Origin of the sequence: Mesorhizobium sp. M0019, assembly GCF_040323975.1 — a bacterium.
In the GTDB taxonomy this organism is placed as follows: domain Bacteria; phylum Pseudomonadota; class Alphaproteobacteria; order Rhizobiales; family Rhizobiaceae; genus Mesorhizobium.
On the sequence record NZ_JAMYVK010000031.1, the window covers coordinates 15,880 to 36,603 of the forward strand.

The 20,724-nt window shown below is 61.7% G+C and carries 16 protein-coding genes and 3 pseudogenes; 15 read left to right on the forward strand and 4 right to left on the reverse strand.

Translation table 11 applies throughout. The features are described from left to right. The first annotated feature begins 73 nt into the window (after positions 1-73). The 3 genes from NKK47_RS21530 to NKK47_RS21540 are packed head-to-tail and all read left to right on the forward strand — an operon-like array spanning position 74 to position 3,715. Positions 74-1,645 carry an acyl CoA:acetate/3-ketoacid CoA transferase gene (locus NKK47_RS21530; RefSeq protein ID WP_352578182.1) on the forward strand — a complete coding sequence of 524 codons (1,572 nt, stop codon included), beginning with the start codon at positions 74-76 and terminating at the stop codon, positions 1,643-1,645. After that, on the forward strand, positions 1,642-2,415 hold the full coding sequence (locus NKK47_RS21535; RefSeq protein WP_352578183.1) for an enoyl-CoA hydratase/isomerase family protein: 774 nt from the start codon (positions 1,642-1,644) through the stop codon (positions 2,413-2,415). The genes NKK47_RS21530 and NKK47_RS21535 overlap by 4 nt, the downstream gene beginning before the upstream one ends. Positions 2,416-2,455: 40 nt before the next feature. Beyond that, positions 2,456-3,715 (forward strand): glycerate kinase type-2 family protein, encoded by a 1,260-nt coding sequence (locus NKK47_RS21540; protein ID WP_352578184.1) that lies wholly within the window; start codon positions 2,456-2,458, stop codon positions 3,713-3,715. Positions 3,716-3,757: 42 nt separating this feature from the next. Here the strand turns inward: NKK47_RS21540 and NKK47_RS21545 are convergent, their stop codons facing one another. Beyond that, complete coding sequence (locus NKK47_RS21545) at positions 3,758-4,774, reverse strand: aldo/keto reductase (protein WP_352578185.1); 1,017 nt, start codon at positions 4,772-4,774, stop codon at positions 3,758-3,760. Between the two features lie 156 nt (positions 4,775-4,930). Here NKK47_RS21545 and NKK47_RS21550 point away from each other — a divergent pair, with 156 nt between their 5' ends. The 10 genes and pseudogenes from NKK47_RS21550 to NKK47_RS21595 all read left to right on the forward strand — a co-directional run bounded on the left by NKK47_RS21550 (position 4,931) and on the right by NKK47_RS21595 (position 14,813). Further along, on the forward strand, positions 4,931-6,073 hold the full coding sequence (locus NKK47_RS21550; RefSeq protein WP_352496361.1) for an acyl-CoA dehydrogenase family protein: 1,143 nt from the start codon (positions 4,931-4,933) through the stop codon (positions 6,071-6,073). After that, entirely contained in the window at positions 6,070-6,849 is a 780-nt protein-coding gene (locus NKK47_RS21555) for a 3-ketoacyl-ACP reductase (protein ID WP_352578186.1), read from the forward strand. Before NKK47_RS21550 ends, NKK47_RS21555 begins: the two co-directional genes overlap by 4 nt. Before the next feature lie 8 nt (positions 6,850-6,857). Next, on the forward strand, positions 6,858-8,006 hold the full coding sequence (locus tag NKK47_RS21560; RefSeq protein ID WP_352578187.1) for a dihydrodipicolinate synthase family protein: 1,149 nt from the start codon (positions 6,858-6,860) through the stop codon (positions 8,004-8,006). A 3-nt stretch (positions 8,007-8,009) separates the two neighbouring features. Beyond that, complete coding sequence (locus NKK47_RS21565; RefSeq protein WP_352578188.1) at positions 8,010-8,867, forward strand: sugar phosphate isomerase/epimerase family protein; 858 nt, start codon at positions 8,010-8,012, stop codon at positions 8,865-8,867. 19 nt (positions 8,868-8,886) lie between these two features. Next, a complete protein-coding gene (locus NKK47_RS21570; RefSeq protein ID WP_352496365.1) occupies positions 8,887-9,651 on the forward strand; it encodes an electron transfer flavoprotein subunit beta/FixA family protein in 765 nt (254 codons plus the stop codon). Positions 9,652-9,673: 22 nt separating this feature from the next. Beyond that, positions 9,674-10,606, forward strand: coding sequence for an electron transfer flavoprotein subunit alpha/FixB family protein (locus NKK47_RS21575; protein ID WP_352496366.1), 933 nt, complete (start codon positions 9,674-9,676; stop codon positions 10,604-10,606). 16 nt (positions 10,607-10,622) lie between these two features. Beyond that, positions 10,623-11,098 (forward strand): annotated as a pseudogene (locus NKK47_RS21580) (NAD(P)/FAD-dependent oxidoreductase); the annotation flags it as partial. Between the two features lie 714 nt (positions 11,099-11,812). Further along, positions 11,813-12,955, forward strand: a complete 1,143-nt coding sequence (gene wecB, locus NKK47_RS21585) for a non-hydrolyzing UDP-N-acetylglucosamine 2-epimerase (RefSeq protein WP_352578189.1) — start codon at positions 11,813-11,815, stop codon at positions 12,953-12,955. A 131-nt stretch (positions 12,956-13,086) separates the two neighbouring features. Then, complete coding sequence (locus NKK47_RS21590; RefSeq protein ID WP_352517354.1) at positions 13,087-13,812, forward strand: hypothetical protein; 726 nt, start codon at positions 13,087-13,089, stop codon at positions 13,810-13,812. A 182-nt stretch (positions 13,813-13,994) separates the two neighbouring features. Then, a complete protein-coding gene (locus tag NKK47_RS21595; protein ID WP_352578190.1) occupies positions 13,995-14,813 on the forward strand; it encodes an aldo/keto reductase in 819 nt (272 codons plus the stop codon). A 117-nt stretch (positions 14,814-14,930) separates the two neighbouring features. Here NKK47_RS21595 and NKK47_RS21600 read toward each other — a convergent pair. Next, a pseudogene (locus NKK47_RS21600) lies at positions 14,931-15,156 on the reverse strand (DDE-type integrase/transposase/recombinase); the annotation flags it as partial. An 872-nt stretch (positions 15,157-16,028) separates the two neighbouring features. On the opposite strand from NKK47_RS21600, the pseudogene NKK47_RS21605 reads away from it, so the two are divergent. Next, positions 16,029-17,068: pseudogene (locus tag NKK47_RS21605) on the forward strand (ISNCY family transposase); the annotation flags it as partial. A 193-nt stretch (positions 17,069-17,261) separates the two neighbouring features. Here NKK47_RS21605 and NKK47_RS21610 read toward each other — a convergent pair. Continuing rightward, positions 17,262-17,768: a flavin reductase family protein gene (locus NKK47_RS21610; RefSeq protein WP_352578191.1), complete on the reverse strand. Its 507-nt coding sequence runs from the start codon at positions 17,766-17,768 to the stop codon at positions 17,262-17,264. Between the two features lie 27 nt (positions 17,769-17,795). Continuing rightward, positions 17,796-18,380 carry an FAD/NAD(P)-binding protein gene (locus NKK47_RS21615; RefSeq protein ID WP_352578192.1) on the reverse strand — a complete coding sequence of 195 codons (585 nt, stop codon included), beginning with the start codon at positions 18,378-18,380 and terminating at the stop codon, positions 17,796-17,798. Between the two features lie 279 nt (positions 18,381-18,659). Here NKK47_RS21615 and NKK47_RS21620 point away from each other — a divergent pair, with 279 nt between their 5' ends. Continuing rightward, positions 18,660-20,690: a conjugal transfer protein TraG gene (locus tag NKK47_RS21620; protein ID WP_352578193.1), complete on the forward strand. Its 2,031-nt coding sequence runs from the start codon at positions 18,660-18,662 to the stop codon at positions 20,688-20,690. Positions 20,691-20,724 lie beyond the last annotated feature (34 nt).

The following is a 20,724-nucleotide window of genomic DNA, read 5'->3' on the forward strand; positions in this document are numbered from 1 at the left end:
CCTGATCGCCCAGGCCGTGTTTAATCTATAACTAGTTAGTTACTTAATGCAATGCGGAACGGAGGTGAAGTCGATGAAGAAGGTAAAGACGGCGGAGGAGGCGGCCCAACTCGTCAGGGATGGTGCGGTCGTTGCAGTCAACTCTTCGTCGGGCCTGTGTTGCCCTGAGGCCGTTCTCAAGGCGCTAGGCGAACGCTTTGATCGCGAAGGCCATCCGCGCGGTCTCACCTCCATTCACCCGATCGCGGCCGGCGACTTCTTTGGCACCCGTGGTGTTGACCACATCGCCAAGCCGGGCATGCTGAAGAAGATCATCGGCGGCTCCTATCCCTCGGGGCCAAGCAATGCCGAGCCGCCGCTGGTCTGGCAGATGATCCTCAAGGAGGAGCTCGCCGCCTGGAACGTGCCCTCCGGCATCGTCTTCGACATGCTCCGGGAGGGCGCCGCCAAGCGTCCGGGCGTGCTCACCAAGGTCGGCATGGAGACCTTCGTCGATCCCGATCAGGAAGGCTGCGCGATGAATGCGAGTGCGCGCGCCGAGCCGATCGTTCAGCGGGTTTCGTTCGCGGGAGAGGACTGGCTGCATTTCCCGGCGCTTCGCCCCGATGTTGCGATCATCCGTGCGACGACCTCCGACGAGAAGGGCAACCTCACCTTCGAACAGGAGGGTGCGACTCTCGGCGCTATGGAAATGGCGCTGGCCGCCCGCAATTCCGGCGGTCTGGTCATAGCGCAGGTCAAGCGGGTGGCGGCCAGCGGCACCCTGCGGCCCCATGACGTGCGCGTCCCCGGCATCCTCGTCGACGTCATCGTCGAGGCGCCCGATCAATTGCAGACGACGGCGACGCCCTATGACCCGGCGATTTCCGGCGAGCTCTTCCGGCCGCTCGAAACCTTCCGCCTGCCGGCCCTCGATGTTGGCAAGGTCATCGCCCGCCGCGTGGCGCGGGAACTGCAGGATGGCTGGGCCGTCAATATCGGCTTCGGCATTTCGGCCAACGTGCCGCGCATCCTCATCGAGGAGGGGCTGCACGGCAAAATCACCTGGGTGATCGAGCAGGGCGCCGTCGGCGGCGTGCCGCTTCTCGATTTCAAGTTCGGCTGTGCCTCCAACGCCGAGGCCTTCGTCGCCTCGCCCCATCAGTTCTGTTACTTCCAGGCGGGCGGCTTCGACTGCTCGCTCCTGTCCTTCCTGGAAATCGACGCCGAGGGCTCGGTCAATGTCAGCCGCCTGGCGGCAACGCCACACCGCACCGCTGGCGCAGGCGGTTTTGTTGATATCACGTCGCGTGCGAAAAAAATCGTCTTCTCCGGCAATTTCAATGCAGGCGCCAAGATGCACATCGAGGACGGCCGGTTGGTGATCGACATGGAGGGCCGCATCGCCAAGTTCGTGCCAAAAGTTGATCAGGTCAGTTTTTCTGGCAAGCGCGCCCGCGCGCAGGGGCAGGAGATCACATGTGTCACGGAGCGCTGCGTAATAGAGCTTGATACGGACGGACTTGTGATAACAGAGATCGCCCCCGGCCTCGACCTTCAGCGTGACGTCCTCGACCAGGCGGCGACGCCGTTACGCGTCTCGCAGACGCTCAGGGTGATGGACGATGCGCTATTCCGCGCTGGCACCATGGGGCTGGCGCTGTGAGCGATCCGCGCATCGAACTCCGAATCGAGGGCCACCTTGCGCGGCTCACCCTGCGACGGCCGGAAAAGCTGAACGCGATCGATGAGGACATGGTCGATGCGCTGTTGCGGGCCTGCCGTACCATCGAGCGCTCGGATGCCCGAGTTGCGATCCTGTCGGGAGAGGGCGGCAGGTCCTTTTGCGCGGGGGGCGATATCGAGGCGTGGAGCAGCCTCGACGCCGACACGTTCTCGCGCCGCTGGCTGCGCGACGGACACGGCGCCTTCGATGCGCTGGCCCGCCTCACGGTTCCACTGATCGCGGTGCTGAACGGCCACGCGCTCGGCGGCGGGCTGGAGCTTGCTGCCTGCGCGGACCTGCGTATCGCCGAAGCGCATGTGAAGATCGGCCAGCCGGAGGCCGGCCTCGGCATCATTCCCGGCTGGTCCGGCACGCAGCGCGCCTCGCGCCGCTTCGGCACGCAGCTTGTCCGCCGCATGGCGCTTTTTGGCGAAGTCTACTCAGCTGATGAGGCCATCGCGCTCGGGCTCGTTGATCAGGTCGTGCCCACGGGCGAGGGTGGCGCCGCCGCAGAGGCCGCCGCGGCCCGCGTGCTGAAGCGATCTCCAAGGGCGACAGAATTGACGAAGATGCTGATCAATGCCGCCGAGCACGAGGAGAGCGAACGGGTCGTAGAGGCCTTGGCCGGCGCGGTGGCGGCTGCATCCGAAGATCTCACGGAAGGGCTGGCGGCCCACAGGCAGAAGCGGCCGGTGCGTTTCGACAGATAGCTTTCGGTCATCGCATACTCCTGATCCGTTTGGCGGTCTCATGAAGCCTGAAGACAAAGATTTTCTCGCACAACTCTTTCGCGCAGCGATCGAAGCCGCGGCTCCCGAAAAGGCCTTAAGCACATATCTACCGACCCGACCCAAAGGAAAGACCGTCGTCATCGGCGCGGGCAAGGGCGCCGCGCAGCTTGCCGCGGCTTTCGAAAGGCTGTGGGATGGCCCACTGGAAGGGGTTGTGGTGACGCGTTATGGCTATTCGGCGGCCTGCCAGAGGATCCGTGTGCTGGAGGCTGCCCATCCCGTTCCGGATGTTGCAGGGCTTGAAGCGTCTCAATCGCTTTTCGACGCTGTAAAGGGGCTTGGTGAGAATGATCTCGTCGTGGCGCTGATCTGTGGCGGCGGGTCCGCCCTGCTCCCAGCCCCGCCCGGCGATCTCACGCTGAACGATGAAGCCGCTCTAAACAGCGCGCTGCTGGCGGGCGGTGCGCCGATTTCCGTCATGAACGCTATTCGCAAGCAGGTCTCCGGCATTAAGGGTGGGCGGCTCGCCGCCGCATGTCATCCTGCAAGGGTTGTGACGCTCGTTGTCTCCGATGTGCCTGGCGACGACCCGGCGCAGGTCGCCAGTGGACCGACCGTGCCGGATGCAAGCAATCGCAAAGAGGCGCGCGCACTGGTCAAGACATGGGGTGTCAAGCTGCCCGAGCGGATCCTGGCTTGGCTTGATGAAGACGTGGGCCAGCCGCCATCGCCTCATGACTCAGCCTTTGCCAGTCATGAGGTCCACATCATCGCTTCTGCACGCCTCTCACTGGAGGCTGCCGCGCAACGGTCGGAGGCGCTCGGCGTGCCCGCCGTCATTCTATCGGACTGCATAGAGGGGGAGGCACGCGACGTCGCGGGTGTTCACGCCGCTATCGCTCGCGAGGTCGCCAGCCGTGACCGCCCGTTCTTGCGTCCCGTCGTCATCCTCTCCGGCGGAGAAACGACGGTGACGATCAAGGGACGTGGCAAGGGTGGACGCAACACGGAGTTTTTGTTGTCGCTCGCGCTCGCAGGCGAAGGTGTGCCGTTTGCAGCACTTGCCGCCGATACGGATGGTATCGATGGCTCAGAGGACAATGCGGGGGCCTTTGCCGACGGCGCCAGCATGGGGCGCCTGCGGGAACTGGGGGCGGATCCTGCCGCACTGCTTGCCGGCAACGACGCCTGGACGGCGTTTCATCGTTTGGGCGACCTGTTCGTGCCCGGCCCGACAGGAACCAATGTCAATGACTTCAGGGCAATCCTGATCCGTTAGAGGTTGCCCGCGCCGCTTGTTGCAGCGCGGGCTGATGCGAGCTCAGCCCGGAACGGGTGCGTCCTCGCGCAATAGGCCCTGCCTCTTGAGATCCGCCCAGAACTCTGCCGGGATCGGATGGGAGAACCAGGCAAGGTTCTGGTCAAGCTGTTCGACCGTGCGCGTGCCCGCCATGAAAGAGGGTACGGCAGGATGGGCGAGCACGAATTGCAGTGCGGCGGCGGCCAGCGGCACGCCATGCGCCGCACAGACCACCTCGATTTTCGCGACCTTTTCCAGGATGTCGCGCGGCGCCGGCGCGTAATTGTACTTCGCCCCTTCCTTCGCGCCGGTGGCAAGGATTCCCGAATTGAAGCCGCCGCCCACGACGACCGCCGCGCCACGTGCCTCGCACAGCGGAAGGAACGCGTCGAGCGCGTCCTGTTCGAGGAGGGTGTAGCGGCCGGCCAGCAGGAAGCAGTCGAAATCGTGACGGCGGAGGGCCTCATGGCAGACCTGCCATTCGTTGACGCCGACGCCGATCGCCTTCACGACCTTTTCCGAGCGCAGCCGCTCCAGCGCGCGCCAGGCGCCGTCCATCGCCTGCTCGAACACTTCCGGCTGCTCGCTCCCGCGTGTGAAAACGTCGATGTCATGGATGAAACACATGTCCATCCGCTCCAACCCCAGCCGCTGCAGGCTGTCCTCGAAGGCGCGCATCGTGCCGTCGTAACTGTAGTCGAAATGCATGGTGAAGGGCGCAGCATTCGTCCACGGCGCAAAATCGATGGTGTCGCGCCGTGCCGGTCGCAGCAGGCGCCCGACCTTGGAGGAGAGGACGAAATCGTCTCGCTCCTTCCAGCGCAGGGCGTGGCTCGTGCGCAGTTCGGCAAGCCCGTGGCCATACATCGGCGCGGTGTCGAAGAACCGTACGCCGGCGGCCCATGCGCGTTCGAACATATCCCCGGCTGTGGCTTCGTCGATCTCGCGGAAAATGTTGCCGAGGGGCGCGGTCCCAAAGCCGAACGTCGTGACGTCAAGTTCTGTTCGGCCGAATTTCCTCTTTTCGCCAGGGTGCATGCCTCTCCTCCATAAGTAACCAGTTGGTGAATAAATAAGCACGGACCAAACGCCTGTGCAAGCAGCTTTCTTCCCGGTCTCCGATTTTTCCGACTTGACGTCTTGAGACTGGGGAATGTATATAACCGGATAGTTACTAAGTGGGAGTCGAGGGCCATGTATCTCACTGAAACGCAGGAGCAGGTGCGAGAGATGGCGCGCGCCTTTGCCGACGAAATGATCCGGCCCGTGGCCGAGGAATTGGACCGCGAGGAACGCTTCCCGGCGGCTCTTTACGACGAAATGGCAAAGCTCGGCCTATTCGGCATAGGCGTGCCGGAAGCCCTCGGCGGGCCGGGCTTCGACACGCTGACCTATGCCCTTGTGATGGAGGAGTTGAGCCGCGGATATGCTTCCGTCGCCGACCAGTGCGGCCTGGTCGAACTGATTTCAAGCCTGTTGGTGCGCCACGGCACTGAAAGCCAGCAGGCCCTGCTGCCGGAAATACTCGGCATGCGCTCGAAGGTCGCCTACTGCATCACCGAGCCGGAGGCGGGCACTGATGTTTCGGGCATCCGCACGACGGCCGAGCGCGACGGCGACGGCTGGCGTTTGAACGGCGGCAAGATCTGGATCCACAATGCGCCGGTGGCCGACTACGGTTTCGTGCTGGCGCGAACCGACAAGCAAGCCGGCAATCGCGGCATGTCGATCTTCATCGTCGACCTGCATGCGGCCGGCGTCGAGAAGGGGCCGAAGGAGCACAAGATGGGCCAGCGCGCCAGCCAGGTCGGCGCGCTGAACTTCACCGATGTGCGCCTTCGGGCAGATGCCCTGCTCGGCACCGAGGGGCGCGGTTTCCACATGATGATGTCGGTCCTCGACAAGGGGCGCGTCGGCATTGCGTCACTCGCCGTCGGTATCGCACAGGCCGGCCTGGAGGCCGCCCTCGACTATGCCGGGACGCGCAAACAGTTCGGCAAGGCGATCGCCGACTTCCAGGGCGTGCAATGGCTTCTGGCCGACATGGCGAAGGACATCGAGGCCGCACGCCTGCTCGTCCATTCTGCCGCTTCGAAAATCGACAGCGGCGCGGATGCGACCAAAGCCTGCTCCATCGCCAAGTGCTTTGCCGGCGACATGGCTGTACAGCGTACCGCCGATGCCGTGCAGGTCTTTGGCGGCTCCGGCTATATCCGCGGCTTCGAGGTGGAGCGGCTCTACCGCGATGCAAAGATCACGCAGATCTATGAAGGCACGAACCAGATCCAGCGCATGATCATCGCGCGCGAACTCCTGAAGAAAGGCGCTAGGGCATGAGCGCCGCGTCCGCCCGGCCGGTCGCGCTCGTCACCGGCTCCTCGCGCGGCATCGGCCTTGCCGTTGCTGAAGCTCTGGCGAAGGAAGGATTTGCGGTCGCCGTCAACGGGCCGGCTGAGGACGCCGAACTTGCCGCCGCGGTCGAGCGCGTCGCCGCCCATGGCGTCCCCGTCGTCGTCGCCGCGTTCGATGTCGCTGCGATCGGCGGTCACGGTGCGGCGATCGATGCGGTCGAGGAAAAGCTCGGGCCGCTTACCACGCTCGTCAACAATGCCGGTGTCGGCGTGCTCAAGCGCGGAGACATGATGGAGGTCTCCGAGGAGAGCTGGGACCGGTGTTTTGCCGTCAACACGAAGGCTGTGTTCTTCCTGAGCCAGGCATTCGCGCGTCGTCTGCTTGCACGCGCGCGGCCGCCACTCTTCCATTCGATCGTCAATGTCACGTCTTCGAATGCGGTCGCGGTGGCGGAGCAGCGCTCGGAATACTGCGCCTCGAAGGCCGCCGCCGCCATGGTCTCCAAGACTCTCGCCGTCCGTCTCGGGCGCGAGAACATTGCCGTCTATGACGTCCAGCCGGGCCTGATTGCCACCGAGATGACCGCGCCGGTTATCGAGGCCTATCGCGAACGGGCCGCGCAGGGCCTCACGCTTCTCCCGCGTGTCGGCGAGCCGGAGGAGGTCGGTGCGCTGATTGCCTCGCTTGCGACTGGCAGGCTTCCGTACACAACCGGACTGTCGATCCCAGCCGATGCCGGCATGCTCGTCCCGCGCTTCTGAGGTTTTCCATGAAAATCGCCCTTCCCGATACCGCTGGACGCCTTGCGCACTATGCCCTGACCGGAAAGCCAATCGCCGCCGCCACGCTTGGCAGGAACCCGGCGCGAACAGTCTACTCGGCCGCCCACGTCGTCGCCGATCCCTTCACTGCGAACGATCCGTCGGGTCGCGCCACGGTCGACTGGGCCAAGACGATGGAGTTTCGCCGCTATCTCGCCGGCCTCGGCCTCGGCATTGCCGAGGCGATGGATACGGCGCAGCGCGGCATGGGTCTCGACTGGCCGGGCGCACTGGAGCTGATCCGCCGCACCCGCGAGGAACTCCCGGATGCGGTGGTCGCCAATGGCTGCGGCACGGATCATCTCGACCCCGCGGCAGTGGCGAGTCTGGACGATGTGCGCCGGGCCTATCTGGAACAGGCGGAAGCCATTCAGAAGCTCGGCGGCCGCCTCATCCTCATGGCCTCCCGTGCTCTGGTGCGCGTCGCAAAAAAGCCGGAAGACTACGTCAAGATCTATTCCGATGTGCTCGCCGCCTGCGACCAGCCAGTGATCCTGCATTGGCTCGGCGATATGTTTGATCCGCAGCTTGCCGGCTATTGGGGCGACGCGGCGTTTGACCCCGCCATGCAGACGGCGCTCGCCGTCATCGAAGCGAACACGGCCAAGGTTGACGGCATCAAGATCTCCCTTCTCGACAAGGAAAAGGAGGCCGTCATGCGCCGTCGTCTGCCCGCCGGCGTGAAAATGTATACGGGCGACGACTTCAACTATCCGGAACTCATCGAAGGTGACAGCGAGGGCTTTTCGCACGCCCTTCTCGGCATCTTCGACCCGCTCGCGCCGGCCGCCGCCTATGCGGTGGAGCGGCTGGGCGACGGCGACAAGGCGGGCTTCCGTGCAACGCTCGACCCGACCGTGCCGCTCGCTCACTTGATCTTCCGCGCGCCCACCCAATACTACAAGACCGGCGTCGTCTTCCTCGCCTGGCTGAACGGCTTCCAGGATCACTTCGTGATGCTGAACGGCGCCCAGGCGATGCGGCCGCTGCCGTATTTCGTCGAGGTGTTCCGTCAGGCGGACCAGTGCGGCCTGCTGCGCGATCCCAACCGCGCCGTCGAGCGCATGAAGAAGTTGCTCGCTGTTTACGGGGCGTAGGCGATGCGCGATTTCTCGACGGACCATTTGGCGCTCGCGCTCAACACCGCCAGCCTCGGACACAACTTGGATGGCCACGGTGCAGGCTGGTCACCGGAGCGGGTGATTGATGCGTGTGCTGCCCGTCGTTTCGGCTCGATCGTCTTCTGGCGCCGCGAAGTCGGTGCGCGGGCGAACGAGATTGGCGAGCGGGTGCGCTCGGCAGGCCTTTCCGTCGCCGGGCTTTGCCGCACACCGTTCCTTGTCGGTACCGAAGCGATCGACAGGACAGCGGTTCTCGATGAGGCGAGGGCGTCCATCGATATGGCTGCCGGTCTGGGTGCCACTGTGCTGACGATTGTGGTGGGCGGCGTACATCCCGGCACCAAGGGCACTGCCGAGAGCTTGAAGATTGTCGCTGAACGTGTTGCCGACCTCGCACTCTATGCGGCGGACCGCAATGTCAAGCTGGCGCTGGAACCTCTCAATCCCGTCTACGCCGGGAACCGCTCCTGCCTGACGACCGTGCGTGACGCTGTCGATATCTGCGAGGCGGTCGATGCGCCGAACCTTGGCATTGCCGTTGACGTCTACCATGTCTGGTGGGACTGCGATCTTGACACCCAGTTGCAGCGCGCCGGCAAGGACAGGATTTTCGGCTATCACCTTTGCGATTGGCTTGCCGACACGCGCGACGTGCTGCTGGACCGCGGTATGATGGGCGACGGTGTTGCCGATCTCAAGACGATCCGCGCGAGTGTCGAAGGCACCGGCTACACCGGTCCCTGCGAGGTCGAGATTTTCTCCGCTAACAATTGGTGGAAGCGTGATCCCGGCGAGGTGCTTGACGTCATGGTCGAACGTTTCCACGCCCTCTGCTGACGAATTTTGGAGTTGAGCCATGAAGATCTTGGTCCCAGTCAAGCGCGTTGTTGATTACAACGTAAAGATCCGCGTGAAGGCGGATGGCTCCGGTGTCGAGCTTACGAATGTCAAGATGTCGATGAACCCGTTTGACGAGATTTCGGTTGAGGAAGCGCTACGCCTCAGGGAAGCCGGCAAGGCTGAGGAAGTGGTTGTGGTGTCGATCGGTCCTGCGAAAGCCGAAGAGACGCTGCGCACCGCGCTCGCCATGGGCGCCGATCGCGCCTTGCTGGTCGAGACGGACGACGCCGTCGAGCCGCTCGCCGTCGCCAAGATCCTCAAGGGTGTCACCGAGGCCGAACAGCCCGGCCTCGTCATCGTCGGCAAGCAGGCGATCGACGACGACAGCAGCCAGACCGGCCAGATGCTCTCGGCCCTTCTTGGTTGGGCGCAGGCGACGTTTGCTTCCAAGGTCGAGATCGACGACGGCAAGGCGCCAGAGGGCACAGCCAGGGTGACGCGGGAAGTCGACGGTGGTCTCCAGACGATCGACGTGAAGCTTCCGGCCGTCGTTACGACCGACCTTCGCCTCAACGAGCCGCGTTATGCGTCGCTGCCGAACATCATGAAGGCCAAAAAAAAGCCGCTCGACAAGAAGACGCCGGTCGACTTCGGCGTCGACACCGCCCCGCGCCTCAAGGTGCTGAAGACCCAGGAACCGTTCGGCCGCAAGGCAGGCGTCAAGGTTAAGTCGGTCGCCGAACTGGTTGAAAAGCTCAAGACCGAAGCCGGCGTGCTCTAAGGTGGGAAAGGGAGACTAAACCATGGCCATTCTTCTTCTGGCAGATCACGACAATGAAACCCTTTCCGACCAGACCGCAAAGGCGCTGACGGCCGCGTCGAAGATCGGTTCCGACGTGCATGTGCTCGTCGCCGGCTCCGGCGTCAAGGCTGCGGCCGATGCGGCTGCAAAACTCTCCGGCGTTTCCAAGGTGCTGCTTGCCGACGACGCCAGTCTTGCCAACAATCTCGCAGAACCGCTGGCGGCGCTCATCGTGTCGATCGCCGGCAATTACGATGCGGTCGTCTCGGCCGCGACCTCGGTCGGCAAAAACATCCTGCCGCGCGTTGCTGCGCTGCTCGATGTCGCGCAGATCTCGGAAATCGTCGAGGTCGTCTCTGCCGACACGTTCAAACGGCCGATCTATGCCGGCAATGCCATCCAGGTGGTGCAGTCGACTGACGCCAAGAAGGTGATCACCGTACGCACGGCGTCTTTTTCCCACGCCTCCCAAGGCCCATCTGCTGTCGTCGAGGAAATCTCGACGGCAGCCTTTTCTTCAGAGCTTTCGACCTTTGTGTCGAACGCACTTTCGACCTCGGACCGACCGGAGCTGACCTCGGCGAAGATCATCATCTCCGGCGGTCGGGCGCTCGGCTCGTCGGAGAAATTCAAAGAAGTCATCCTTCCCGTTGCGGACAAGCTTGGCGCCGCCGTCGGTGCGTCGCGTGCGGCCGTCGATGCTGGCTATGCACCCAACGACTGGCAGGTCGGCCAGACCGGCAAGGTGGTCGCCCCGGACCTTTACATCGCCTGCGGCATCTCCGGGGCCATCCAGCATCTGGCCGGCATGAAGGATTCGAAGGTCATCGTCGCGATCAATAAGGACGAGGAGGCGCCTATTTTCCAAGTTGCCGACTACGGTCTCGTTGCGGATCTCTTCGAGGCCCTGCCGGAACTCGAAAAGGCGCTTTGAGGACTTAGCTGTTTCGATGACGATCGAACTCTCCGAACGCGAGAGCATGGAATTCGACGTCGTGATCGTCGGCGCGGGGCCTGCGGGCCGGCGGCGATCCGGTTGAAGCAGGTCAATCCTGATCTCACCGTCCTCATGCTGGAAAAGGGCTCGGAAGTCGGCGCCCATATCCTGTCGGGCGCCGTTGTCGATCCCATCGGCATCGACCGCCTGCTGCCTGACTGGCGCGTGGACGATAGCCATCCGTTCAAGACCACGGTGACGGACGACCATTTCTTGCTGCTCGGCCCGGCCGGCTCGATCCACCTGCCGAACTTCGCCATGCCGCCCTTGATGAACAATCCTGGCAACTACATCGTATCGCTCGGCAATGTCTGTCGCTGACTGGCGACCAAGGCGGAAGAGCTCGGCGTCGAGATCTATCCCGGCTTTGCCGCAACCGAAGTGCTCTACAACGACGAGGGCGCGGTGATCGGTGTCGCCACCGGCGACCAGCACGGAAAGATGGTTAGTCCTCTGTTGCGATAGACCATCATCGGGTTACCTCCTTCCGAGAGTTCCCATTCTGTCAGCCTAAAATCCCCTTCGCTTTTCGAACGAAAAGCCAATCCAGAACCCCACAGCCATTCTCCGCCAATCACTGCCGGGACTGTGGTGGGCGATCAGGGAAAGAGTGAAGAGTCAGCGACGCCTTGAAGGGCGGTCCAACGCCAACGTGGACCAACGCGGCCAATTTTTTCTTCTTTGCACCAGATCCGCGCCCTCTGTCGGCTTTGTCGGGTCCGTGACACACAGTCTCTTTATCGGGTCCGTCACACACCGATTTTTTGTTCCTTTGGCTAAATAGCTGTAAAGCAACCACAAAGTTTTTTCTTCGGCTCGATCAGCCAAATTGGCACGAGTTTTGTGTCTCTTCGTGAGGAGTGGCGGCAGCAACTGCCGACCAGCATTGATGGCGCGGTCAGCCGCGATGGATCAAACAAAGAAGGAGATCTGCGTCAGATCGCATTCTGTGGGAAGGGCGCATCGCCAAGTCCACCAGAAAGCGACGCTCGCATTCCAGTCGACCTCGGCTAGAGGATCCTCGTTGTCCGCTGTGATTGGCCAAGACGTGGTTTGCTTCGGCCCTGATGGATGGCCCCCCTGTGCAATTCCTTGGCAACCGCGGTCGCCGGCGACCCCTCAGATTCATTCGGAGAGACGATCATGCCCAAAGTGGCATTCATTTTCGGTACTCGTCCTGAGGCGATTAAATGCGCCCCAGTCATCAACGCAATGAAGCTCGACCGCAGGTTCGAGCCACTCGTTGTTTCCACGGGGCAGCATCGCGAGATGCTTGATATCACTTTAACGGAATTCGGTATTCGACCGGACATCGAACTAAACGTCATGCAACCTCGCCAGACCTTGTCGCAGGTCACACATCGAATACTGGAAATGCTCTCCGTGCAAATGGAACAATGGGGAATGGACGCGGTGATCGTTCATGGCGATACCGCGAGCACCCTGGCAGGCGCCCTGGCCGCCTTCCAGCACCGTATCCCCATCATTCATCTCGAGGCGGGCTTACGCAGCGGCAACATTGCATCACCATATCCAGAGGAGGCCAATCGGCGCCTCGTTGCCCAGATAACGGATCTCCACCTAGCGCCGACCATCCGGAGCAGCGAGAACCTTATCCGCGAAGGTGCCCGTGAGGATCGTATCACGGTCACCGGCAACACGGTCGTCGATGCACTTCATTGGGCGGCCGAAAATGCTCCCGCCTTCGCCGAGCCCGCACTTGCCGACCTCAAGAACGATACGCGGCGAATCGTGGTCGCCTCAGCACATCGACGCGAGTCGTGGGGTGCACCGATGCACGAGATCGCAAGAGCTCTGGTGCAGCTATCATCCCAGGAGAACGTGCGTGTCATCATCCCATTGCACAAGAACCTGGCAGTGCGCGAAGTCATGTTGCCCTATCTGAGCAACCAGGCGAATATTACGGTGGTGGATCCGCTACCGTACCGGAATTTCTGCAGCCTTATGCTGCGCTCGGACATCATCATCTCGGACAGCAGCGGCGCAGAGGAAGAAGGCCCTTCACTCGGCAAACCGACGCTTGTTTTAAGGGACATCACCGAGCGGCCGGAGGCTGTCGAAGCTGGCACAGCGCGCCTTGTGGGCCGCAGCACCGCCCGCATCGTGAGTGAAGCGACCCGACTGCTGCGCGATCCGGACGAATATTCACGAATGGCCCGGCCCGTGGACGCCTACGGCGATGGAAAGGCGACAACTCGGGTTATCGATGCAATCGCGAGATATTTCGCTGCACAGACGGCACGCGAGGCGCGGCTGGCCAGCTGATGGGCACCAGATGTCAGCGGCGTGGCGCGCACCGATCTTTGGATTTCGCTGCGATCCACGCCCTCCCACGAACACCACCACGTCCCTGTCGGACGGACCGGACCGGGCGACGATGGCAAGAGAGGAAGCTCATGGCTAGGCGTAACAACCGGCGAGATCTCAATTTCTCCAACGCTGTGGTTGACGCCGAACTGATTGAGGGCGCTTCGTCATTCGCACTTCACGGGCGCAATATCGTCTTCAACATCGGTGATACCGTCGTTGAGATCGCTGGTAAGCCTCGGCAAACAATCCAGCCATTTTCATCGACCACGCTCATCGACGCGGTCATCGAGAACGCACAGGCAATGATTGTGATCCGTGTTCTCGAGACAGTAGGCGCCAGGGCGAGCACTCTAGGGTGGCCGCGATATGCGGAGACGATCACCGACCCGACCGCGGAAATTCTCGGACTGCCGCTCTACCGCTCATCGCAGGACGACCTTATTGAAATTCGTCTGAGCGGTGCAGCGGCAATGCTTGCCGGGAACCCGGAGACCGACGGCATGACTTTTGCCGCGAAAGCCAATCTTTGGTTTGCTCCGGAAGCGACGGACTGCCTGATCCACAATCTGCATCCATTCATCGAGACCCATGTGCAGATCATGGGAGTGGGACGGATGCAGAAGTTTCAGACGCAGCAGCGGGAAACACTGACCGAAGAAATCCTGATGGCTCCGGGCTTCGCCCAGCCATTCTTCGATTGCACAAGCGATAGTATTGGCGGGTTTCTCTACCCATGGCATCAGTATTACGCGGATACGGATTGCATGTGGCTAGCTTTGGAGCTTCATCCGTTCGCTGGATCGCATGATTGACGTCGGCTCCATCCACAACGGAGGTTGACCACTGCATTATGAAAGGACGTCAGTCGGAGAATGGCCGTGGCAGAGAGGAAGGTGATCCAGTCGATCGATCGCGCCGTGGTTTGGGACAGCATCCATCTATAGCAGCTCAATGTGCACACGGTTCGCTACGGCGCCTGGGAAAGGAAAGGAAAATGTCGATCTGCTTTCGGCCGGGACATGAACGTTCGTTTGGAACATATCCGCTCAAGGGCGAGGATTTGGAGAAGGCATTTGCCGCTGCGTACGAGGTCGGCTATCGATCATTCGACACAGCTCAACTGTACGGAAACGAGGCCGACTTGGGCGCGGCCATCCGCCAGGCTAACGTCTCGACAGACGACCTTCTCATCACCACGAAAGTGCATCCCGAGAACTACACCGAGGAACAGTTCCTGAAATCGGTGGAGGCGAGTCTGAACGCTCTTGGCGTGTCGAAGGTCGCCCTTCTGCTCCTTCATTGGCCGGATCCGTCCGGGGACAATCGCAAGTCTCTCGCCCTACTTCAGGACGCGAAGCGTAAGGGAATCGCGACCGAGATCGGCGTCTCTAATTTCACGGCCTCAATGATGCGGGACGCGCAATCATTCACCAATGGCGAAATCGCGATCAACCAGGTTGAATTCCACCCGCTTCTCGATCAGTCAATTCTGCTCGACATGTCCTTTCAGACGGGCGTTCCGCTGGCTTCGTTCTCTTCGGTCGCGAGGGGGGAGGTTTTCAAATATCCGCAATTTGGCCAGATCGGCATAGCCTACGGAAAGTCGGCTGCGCAGGTGGTGTTGAGATGGATTCTGCAGAAAGGCGTCGCCGTCAATACAATGTCAACCAAGCCGGAAAACATGCGGTCGAACTTCGACGTCATGGATTTCGTTCTATCTAGCGTCGACATGAAGCGGATCGACGCTCTCACATGCACGAACTTCAGGTGCGTGGACAAGAACAAGGTGCCGTGGACGCCGGAATGGGATTGACCGATTGCATGAGTGTGCCATGAGCAACCGCTCTCTGCTTCCTGTCTCTCTGCAAAATCTCCCTGCTCGGTCCCAAAGTTTTTTCTGCGTCATGAAGGTGGTCGAGACCGGCCGCTGTCATGCCGCCAGCATGGCGAACTGCTCGGCCAGGGAGGGATTTGGATTGAATGCGTACTTGCCTGTCGCTTGCGCATCATGTGAAGCATTTCGATCCCGGACAGGATGATGCTGGCGGTGGCCGGCGACTTGAAGGAGCATCGGCCGCACACGGCGATTGAATGCGCCGATGGTCCTGCTCGATCCTGTTGTTCAAGTATCGACTTTTCCTGATCGTGATCGGTTTCAGCCAGCGTACTGGGCACCACCGACAAGGGCTGATCAATGACTGTTCGCCGGGCCGGGCAATGTCGGCGAAACCATCAAGTCCGGCGACGGCAAGGTGCTTGGCCATTCCGACGTGGCAACTCTGGTCGCGGCCATGGTTGGTTTGGATCCGGCAACGTCGCCCACTGGGATCCGGCATCCAACCCAACGATGCGCGGTTTGGCGACGCCTAGCAGGTTGGAACCATCGCTGCGGCAATGCAGCAGTCCTGGATGGCTAATGAAAACAAGTCCAAGATGCCGGAGGCGCGCTTACACCGCACCACCGGGGTCTTCGCCGGAGCCAAATGCAGAAAAATCCAGGCGCGTGCTGAAACATCGTGAGGAATTCGATTTGGATTATGTCAGCTGATAAAACGACCCGAATTCAAATTCGATCGATCAATCAGCGCCCTTCGCCGGGGGGCTGTCGGTCCGCATCGCGCCTGACGGTATGCCGGTGCTCCTACGGCCGCCCTGTTGGCGAGGGCTTTCGGGTCATCGCACTGTCACGCTTCGGCTATCCGCCTTCCCCCTCATGCTCAGCCCTACTCGATGCGGTGGACGCCCCCCAACGGCATCGCGATGTGCTGTCGTTTCCGACTCTGACACCATGGTTCAAACCCCCGCAGTTTACTGAGAGATTCCACAACTTCGTAAGCTGCGGCAGGAGAGAAAAAGCAACAGCTAGAAAACCGCCACCGAGTTCCATAATATGCGTTGCACCTTTTTAAGATGTCCTGATCTGGCAAAATAGGAATGTCGCTCCTGCTTGTGCCTTGCCACTCTCTCGCTTCGAGAGCGGGGAGATTGCATCTTGGGACTGAAATCGCATTGAGGTCTTGTCGATGTTATAGAGCGGCGGATGACGAGCGTTGCCGCCGCAAGCGTGTTGGGAATTACTGCTCGGCAAGTCCAACGATTGATGAAGACATTCCTGGGCGACGGCGCGGCGGCTCTCGACAAAAGGCGCGGGGGCGACGCTCCAACAATCGCATCATCAATGGCATTCGCGACTTCGCTTTGGAGCTGATCCGCGAACACTATGTCGACTTCGGTCCGACGCTTGCCCACGAAGAGTGATCGAGCGGCATCAAATCGCCGTCAGCAGAGACGCTGCGCAAATGGATGACGGAGGCCGGGATCTGGACATCGGGCCGTGAACGCAAGCGCCGCGTGCACCAGCCGCGCGGACGGCGCGACTGTCTCGGCGAGATGGTGCAGATCGACGGCTCGCATCACTGGTGGTTCGAGAATCGTGGCCCCAAATGCGCCATGCTCGTCTTCATAGACGACGCGACCGGCAAGCTGCTGCATCTGCGCTTTGCGGGGTCGGAGAACACGTTCGACTATTTTCATGCCGCAAGGCGCTGGGGCAAGCCGCTTTCTTTCTACAGGGACAAGCATGGCGTCTTCCGGACGACACATGTTCGGAGAAGGATAGAAGCAGTGGCCTGACGCAGTTCGGCCGGGCTCTCTACGAGCTCAACATCCACATCATCTGCGCCAACTCCCCACAGGCAAAAGGTCGTGTTAAGCGCCCATCAGACGCTGCAGGACCGGCTTATGAAGGAACTGCGCCTTCGCGGCATCAACACCATCGAGGCGGCCAACGCCTTTGCGCCGGCATTCATGGCGGACTTTAACGCACGTTTTCGCAAAGAACCACGCAACCCGAAGGACATGCGCCGCCCCGATCACGAGAATCTGGTCGGCGCCATGTGCCGCAAGGAGGTCCGCACACTGTCTCAGGCCCTGACACTGCGCTACGACAAGGTGCTGTTCATACTCGATCCGACCGATACCGCGAGGCGACTTGCCCGCAAAAAGGTCGTCGTCTGCGACTACCCCGATGGTCGCCTCGAGGTCATGCACGACGGCATTGCCCTGCCTCCTGTCCCGCCCTCCCGATGTCTGCCTGGATACGAACTGAGTGGCCGGATCGTGAACTCGGTGGACGAAGGTTTCGACCTTGCCCTTCGCGCGATGGGGCGCCGTGGCCCAGTGCCAGGCTGATGGCGCTTTACATCGCTTCGCGCGGTTTAGCTTAATCAAGCTGTTTGGAAAGGAGCCGAACCCAACAAGCTCACGATGATCCGTATGCGCCGTGATGATAGATCAGCGCCGGGCCTGGCTCTCCGCTCACCACCTGCCGGACGCTGCCGAGGATCAGCGCGTGGCTGTGACGAATAATCGTGTCCTCGACCGTACAGTCGACCGCGGCGAGCGCGCTGTCGAGTGCCAATGCGCCGCTTGTAAGGCTAGACCAGCGGGCTCCCTCGTAACGCGCCGCCCCCCTCAGGTCACCGCGTCCGGCGAAACGGTCGGCAATCGCCATCTGGTCGGCACGCAGCACATTCACGCAGAAATGCCCATGCCGGCTGATGGCTGCCCAGGTAGACGAGTTCAGGTTGATGCTCACAACCATCACCTCTGGTTCGACCGATAGGGAATGAGCGGTGGTAACGGTTGCGCCCGTCCGTTCGTCGCCAACACCTGCGGTCACCACGGAGACAGCTCCGGCCAAGTGTCGCATCGCAAATTTCAGGGGAATCCGGGTTTCCACTGGGGGAACGCGTTCGGTCAGTGTCATCTGGATAGCCTTATCGTGTTTGCAGCTTCATGACACCTTGTGGCGCAACGCCGTTTGATATCCAAGCCATTCGTCGATTTCAGCGGCGATGCGCTCGGCATGCGCGGTGACTTCGGGAATTCCCATCAATTCGCCAACGCTGCCGCGCGCCAGTGGCCCGCTGACGAAAATGCTGTCGGTCGGGCGCCCGGATGTGCCGACCGCACGGCCTTGACTGTCGGTCTCCAAACCAAGACCAATCGGGTCGAGCCGGACCAATCCCATCCGCTCGAGCGCCGCAATCGCTGTGTTGGTCCGCAAGACATCGGCGTGCGCCGGTCCGGTCGTCACGATCACACTGTCGAAAGCATCGACAACGAGGCTGCGTTGGCCACGCAGCCGCTGCCGCACGCGAATGCATCCGTCTGCCTGTTCGGCGCCGACAATCGATGCGGCGCGATAGGCAAGCCTGCCCTCGGCAACGCGGCGATCGAGCACGGCCGCGATCTGTGGCGCAACGCGGAAGCGATGCACATCCCACAGCGCACGAAGATGACGCACCACGCGGCGCTGCTCGGCTAGCGGCAAGGCCTGCCAGATGGCCTGTCCCCGACGCCGGACGGCATCAAGCACCGGGTGCCAGTCCCCTGACGCTTGGCATCATCGTGGCCCGGATGCGCCTTCCTCACCACACACAGCCTTCTTCAATGTGCCCCGCGCAGATGCCAACATTTCTGCAACCAAACCGCGTACCTGGCACGCCGATAGGTTGCTGCGGCGGATTTTCGCTGTTCGCAGCTGAACAATACCTATCAACCTTGTCATCGCACCTAGTCGCACGTAGAGGCCGTTCGAATTCTCATCGCTCGGCGCGATGTTTGGTCCGTCTGCCCAGAAGAGCGGAGCAAGCCATTGACACCCACGAAGTTGCTGATTGGGCAGATCGCTGTCGTATTCGCAATTGTCATTCTTGGCGTGTGGACTGCAACCCAATGGTGCGCCCACATGCTCTCCTATCAGCCGCCACTCGGCGCGCCATGGTTTGTCGCGGCGGCCTGGCCGGTCTACAAGCCGTGGAAACTGTTCGAATGGTGGTTTCAATTTGACGCCTATGCGCCTGAGGTTTTCGACAAGGCCGGCATGCTTGCTGGAGCCAGTGGGTTCCTAGGCTGTGCCGCCGCGATAGCTGGCTCCCTCTGGCGCGCGCGGCAGCGCGGATTGGTCACCACCTATGGTTCCTCACGGTGGGCCGCGACTCGGGAGATCGAGAAGGCAGGGCTGTTTCAGCCGGCCGGCGTTTTCCTTGGCGAACTAAAGGATCGCTATCTGCGCCATGACGGACCGGAACACGTCATGGCCTTTGCGCCGACACGTTCGGGCAAGGGCGTCGGACTGGTCGTTCCGACGCTTCTTTCCTGGACCGGCTCGACCGTCATTCACGACATCAAAGGCGAGAACTGGCAGCTGACCTCCGGCTGGCGGTCGAAGTTCTCGTACTCCCTTTTGTTCAACCCCACCGATCCGAGATCGGCGCGGTACAACCCGCTGCTGGAAGTGCGCAAAGGTCCAGATGAGGTCCGCGACGTTCAGAATATCGCAGACATTCTCGTCGATCCGGAAGGCGCGCTGGAGCGGCGGAACCATTGGGAGAAGACCAGTCATTCACTCCTAGTTGGCGCCATCTTGCACGTGCTCTACGCCGAAGAGGAAAAGACGCTTGCCCGCGTCGCCACCTTCCTGTCGAACCCGCAACGCTCATTTGCCGCGACACTGCAGCAGATGATGATGACCAACCACCTCGGCGCGGCGGACAAGCCTGAGGCCCATCCCGTTGTGGCGTCGGCGGCCCGTGAGGTGCTGAACAAGTCAGAGAACGAGCGTTCAGGCGTTCTCTCGACCGCCATGTCGTTTCTCGGGCTCTATCGTGATCCAACCGTGGCCGCGGCAACATCGGCCTGCGACTGGCGCATTGCCGACCTTGTGGATGCCGAGCGACCGATGTCGCTCTATCTGGTCGTGCCGCCGTCGGATATCTCGCGCACCAAGCCACTGGTACGATTGGTGCTCAATCAAATCGGCCGGCGGCTGACCGAGCGGCTGGAGGGGGATCCAAAGAAGAGCCGCAAGCATCAGCTCCTGATGATGCTGGATGAATTCCCGGCGCTCGGTCGGCTCGACTTCTTCGAGACTGCGCTCGCCTTCATGGCAGGCTACGGCATCCGCGCTTATCTGATCGCGCAATCGTTGAACCAAATCTCCAAGGCCTATGGCGAGAACAACGCCATTCTCGACAATTGCCATGTGCGGATTGCCTTTTCCTCCAATGACGAGCGCACGGCCAAGCGTATCTCGGACGCGCTCGGTACGGCGACGGAGCTCAGATCCATGCGCAACTATGCCGGCCATCGGCTGGCGCCCTGGCTTTCGCACGTCATGGTGAGCCGCCAGGAAACCGCACGGCCGTTGCTGACGCCGGGCGAGGTGATGCAGCTGCCGCAGGAAGACGAATTGATACTGGTTTCGGGGTTGCCGCCGATCCGCGCGAAGAAACTGCGCTATTACCAGGATCAGAATTTCACCGAACGGGTGCTGCCTTCGCCGGCGCTACGCGAGGGTCCCTACGCGGACTCCCCTGCGTCACGCCCGGACGATTGGGTCGGACAGGTGCGCGGCGTTGACCGCCGTCTTGCTGCCGAGGGCGACAGCACCGGCGCAGCAATCGAAGAGGACGGCGGTCTCCAGCAGCAGCGTCATCCAGGTCTGCCCGAAGACCATCCCCTCCTTGCCCAAGAGCCTGATCAGGAGGATTTGCTCAAGCCTGCTGACGATGATAGCGAGGCGGCTGCCGACCAACGCGTGATGGACCGGATTTCCACCGCAGCACGTGCGTACGGCCTCAACGAGGGAATGGGCGACGACAAGGACATCGTGCCCGGCTTCTGAACGGCGCTCAAAGGCAGAGCGCATCTCAGCGTAG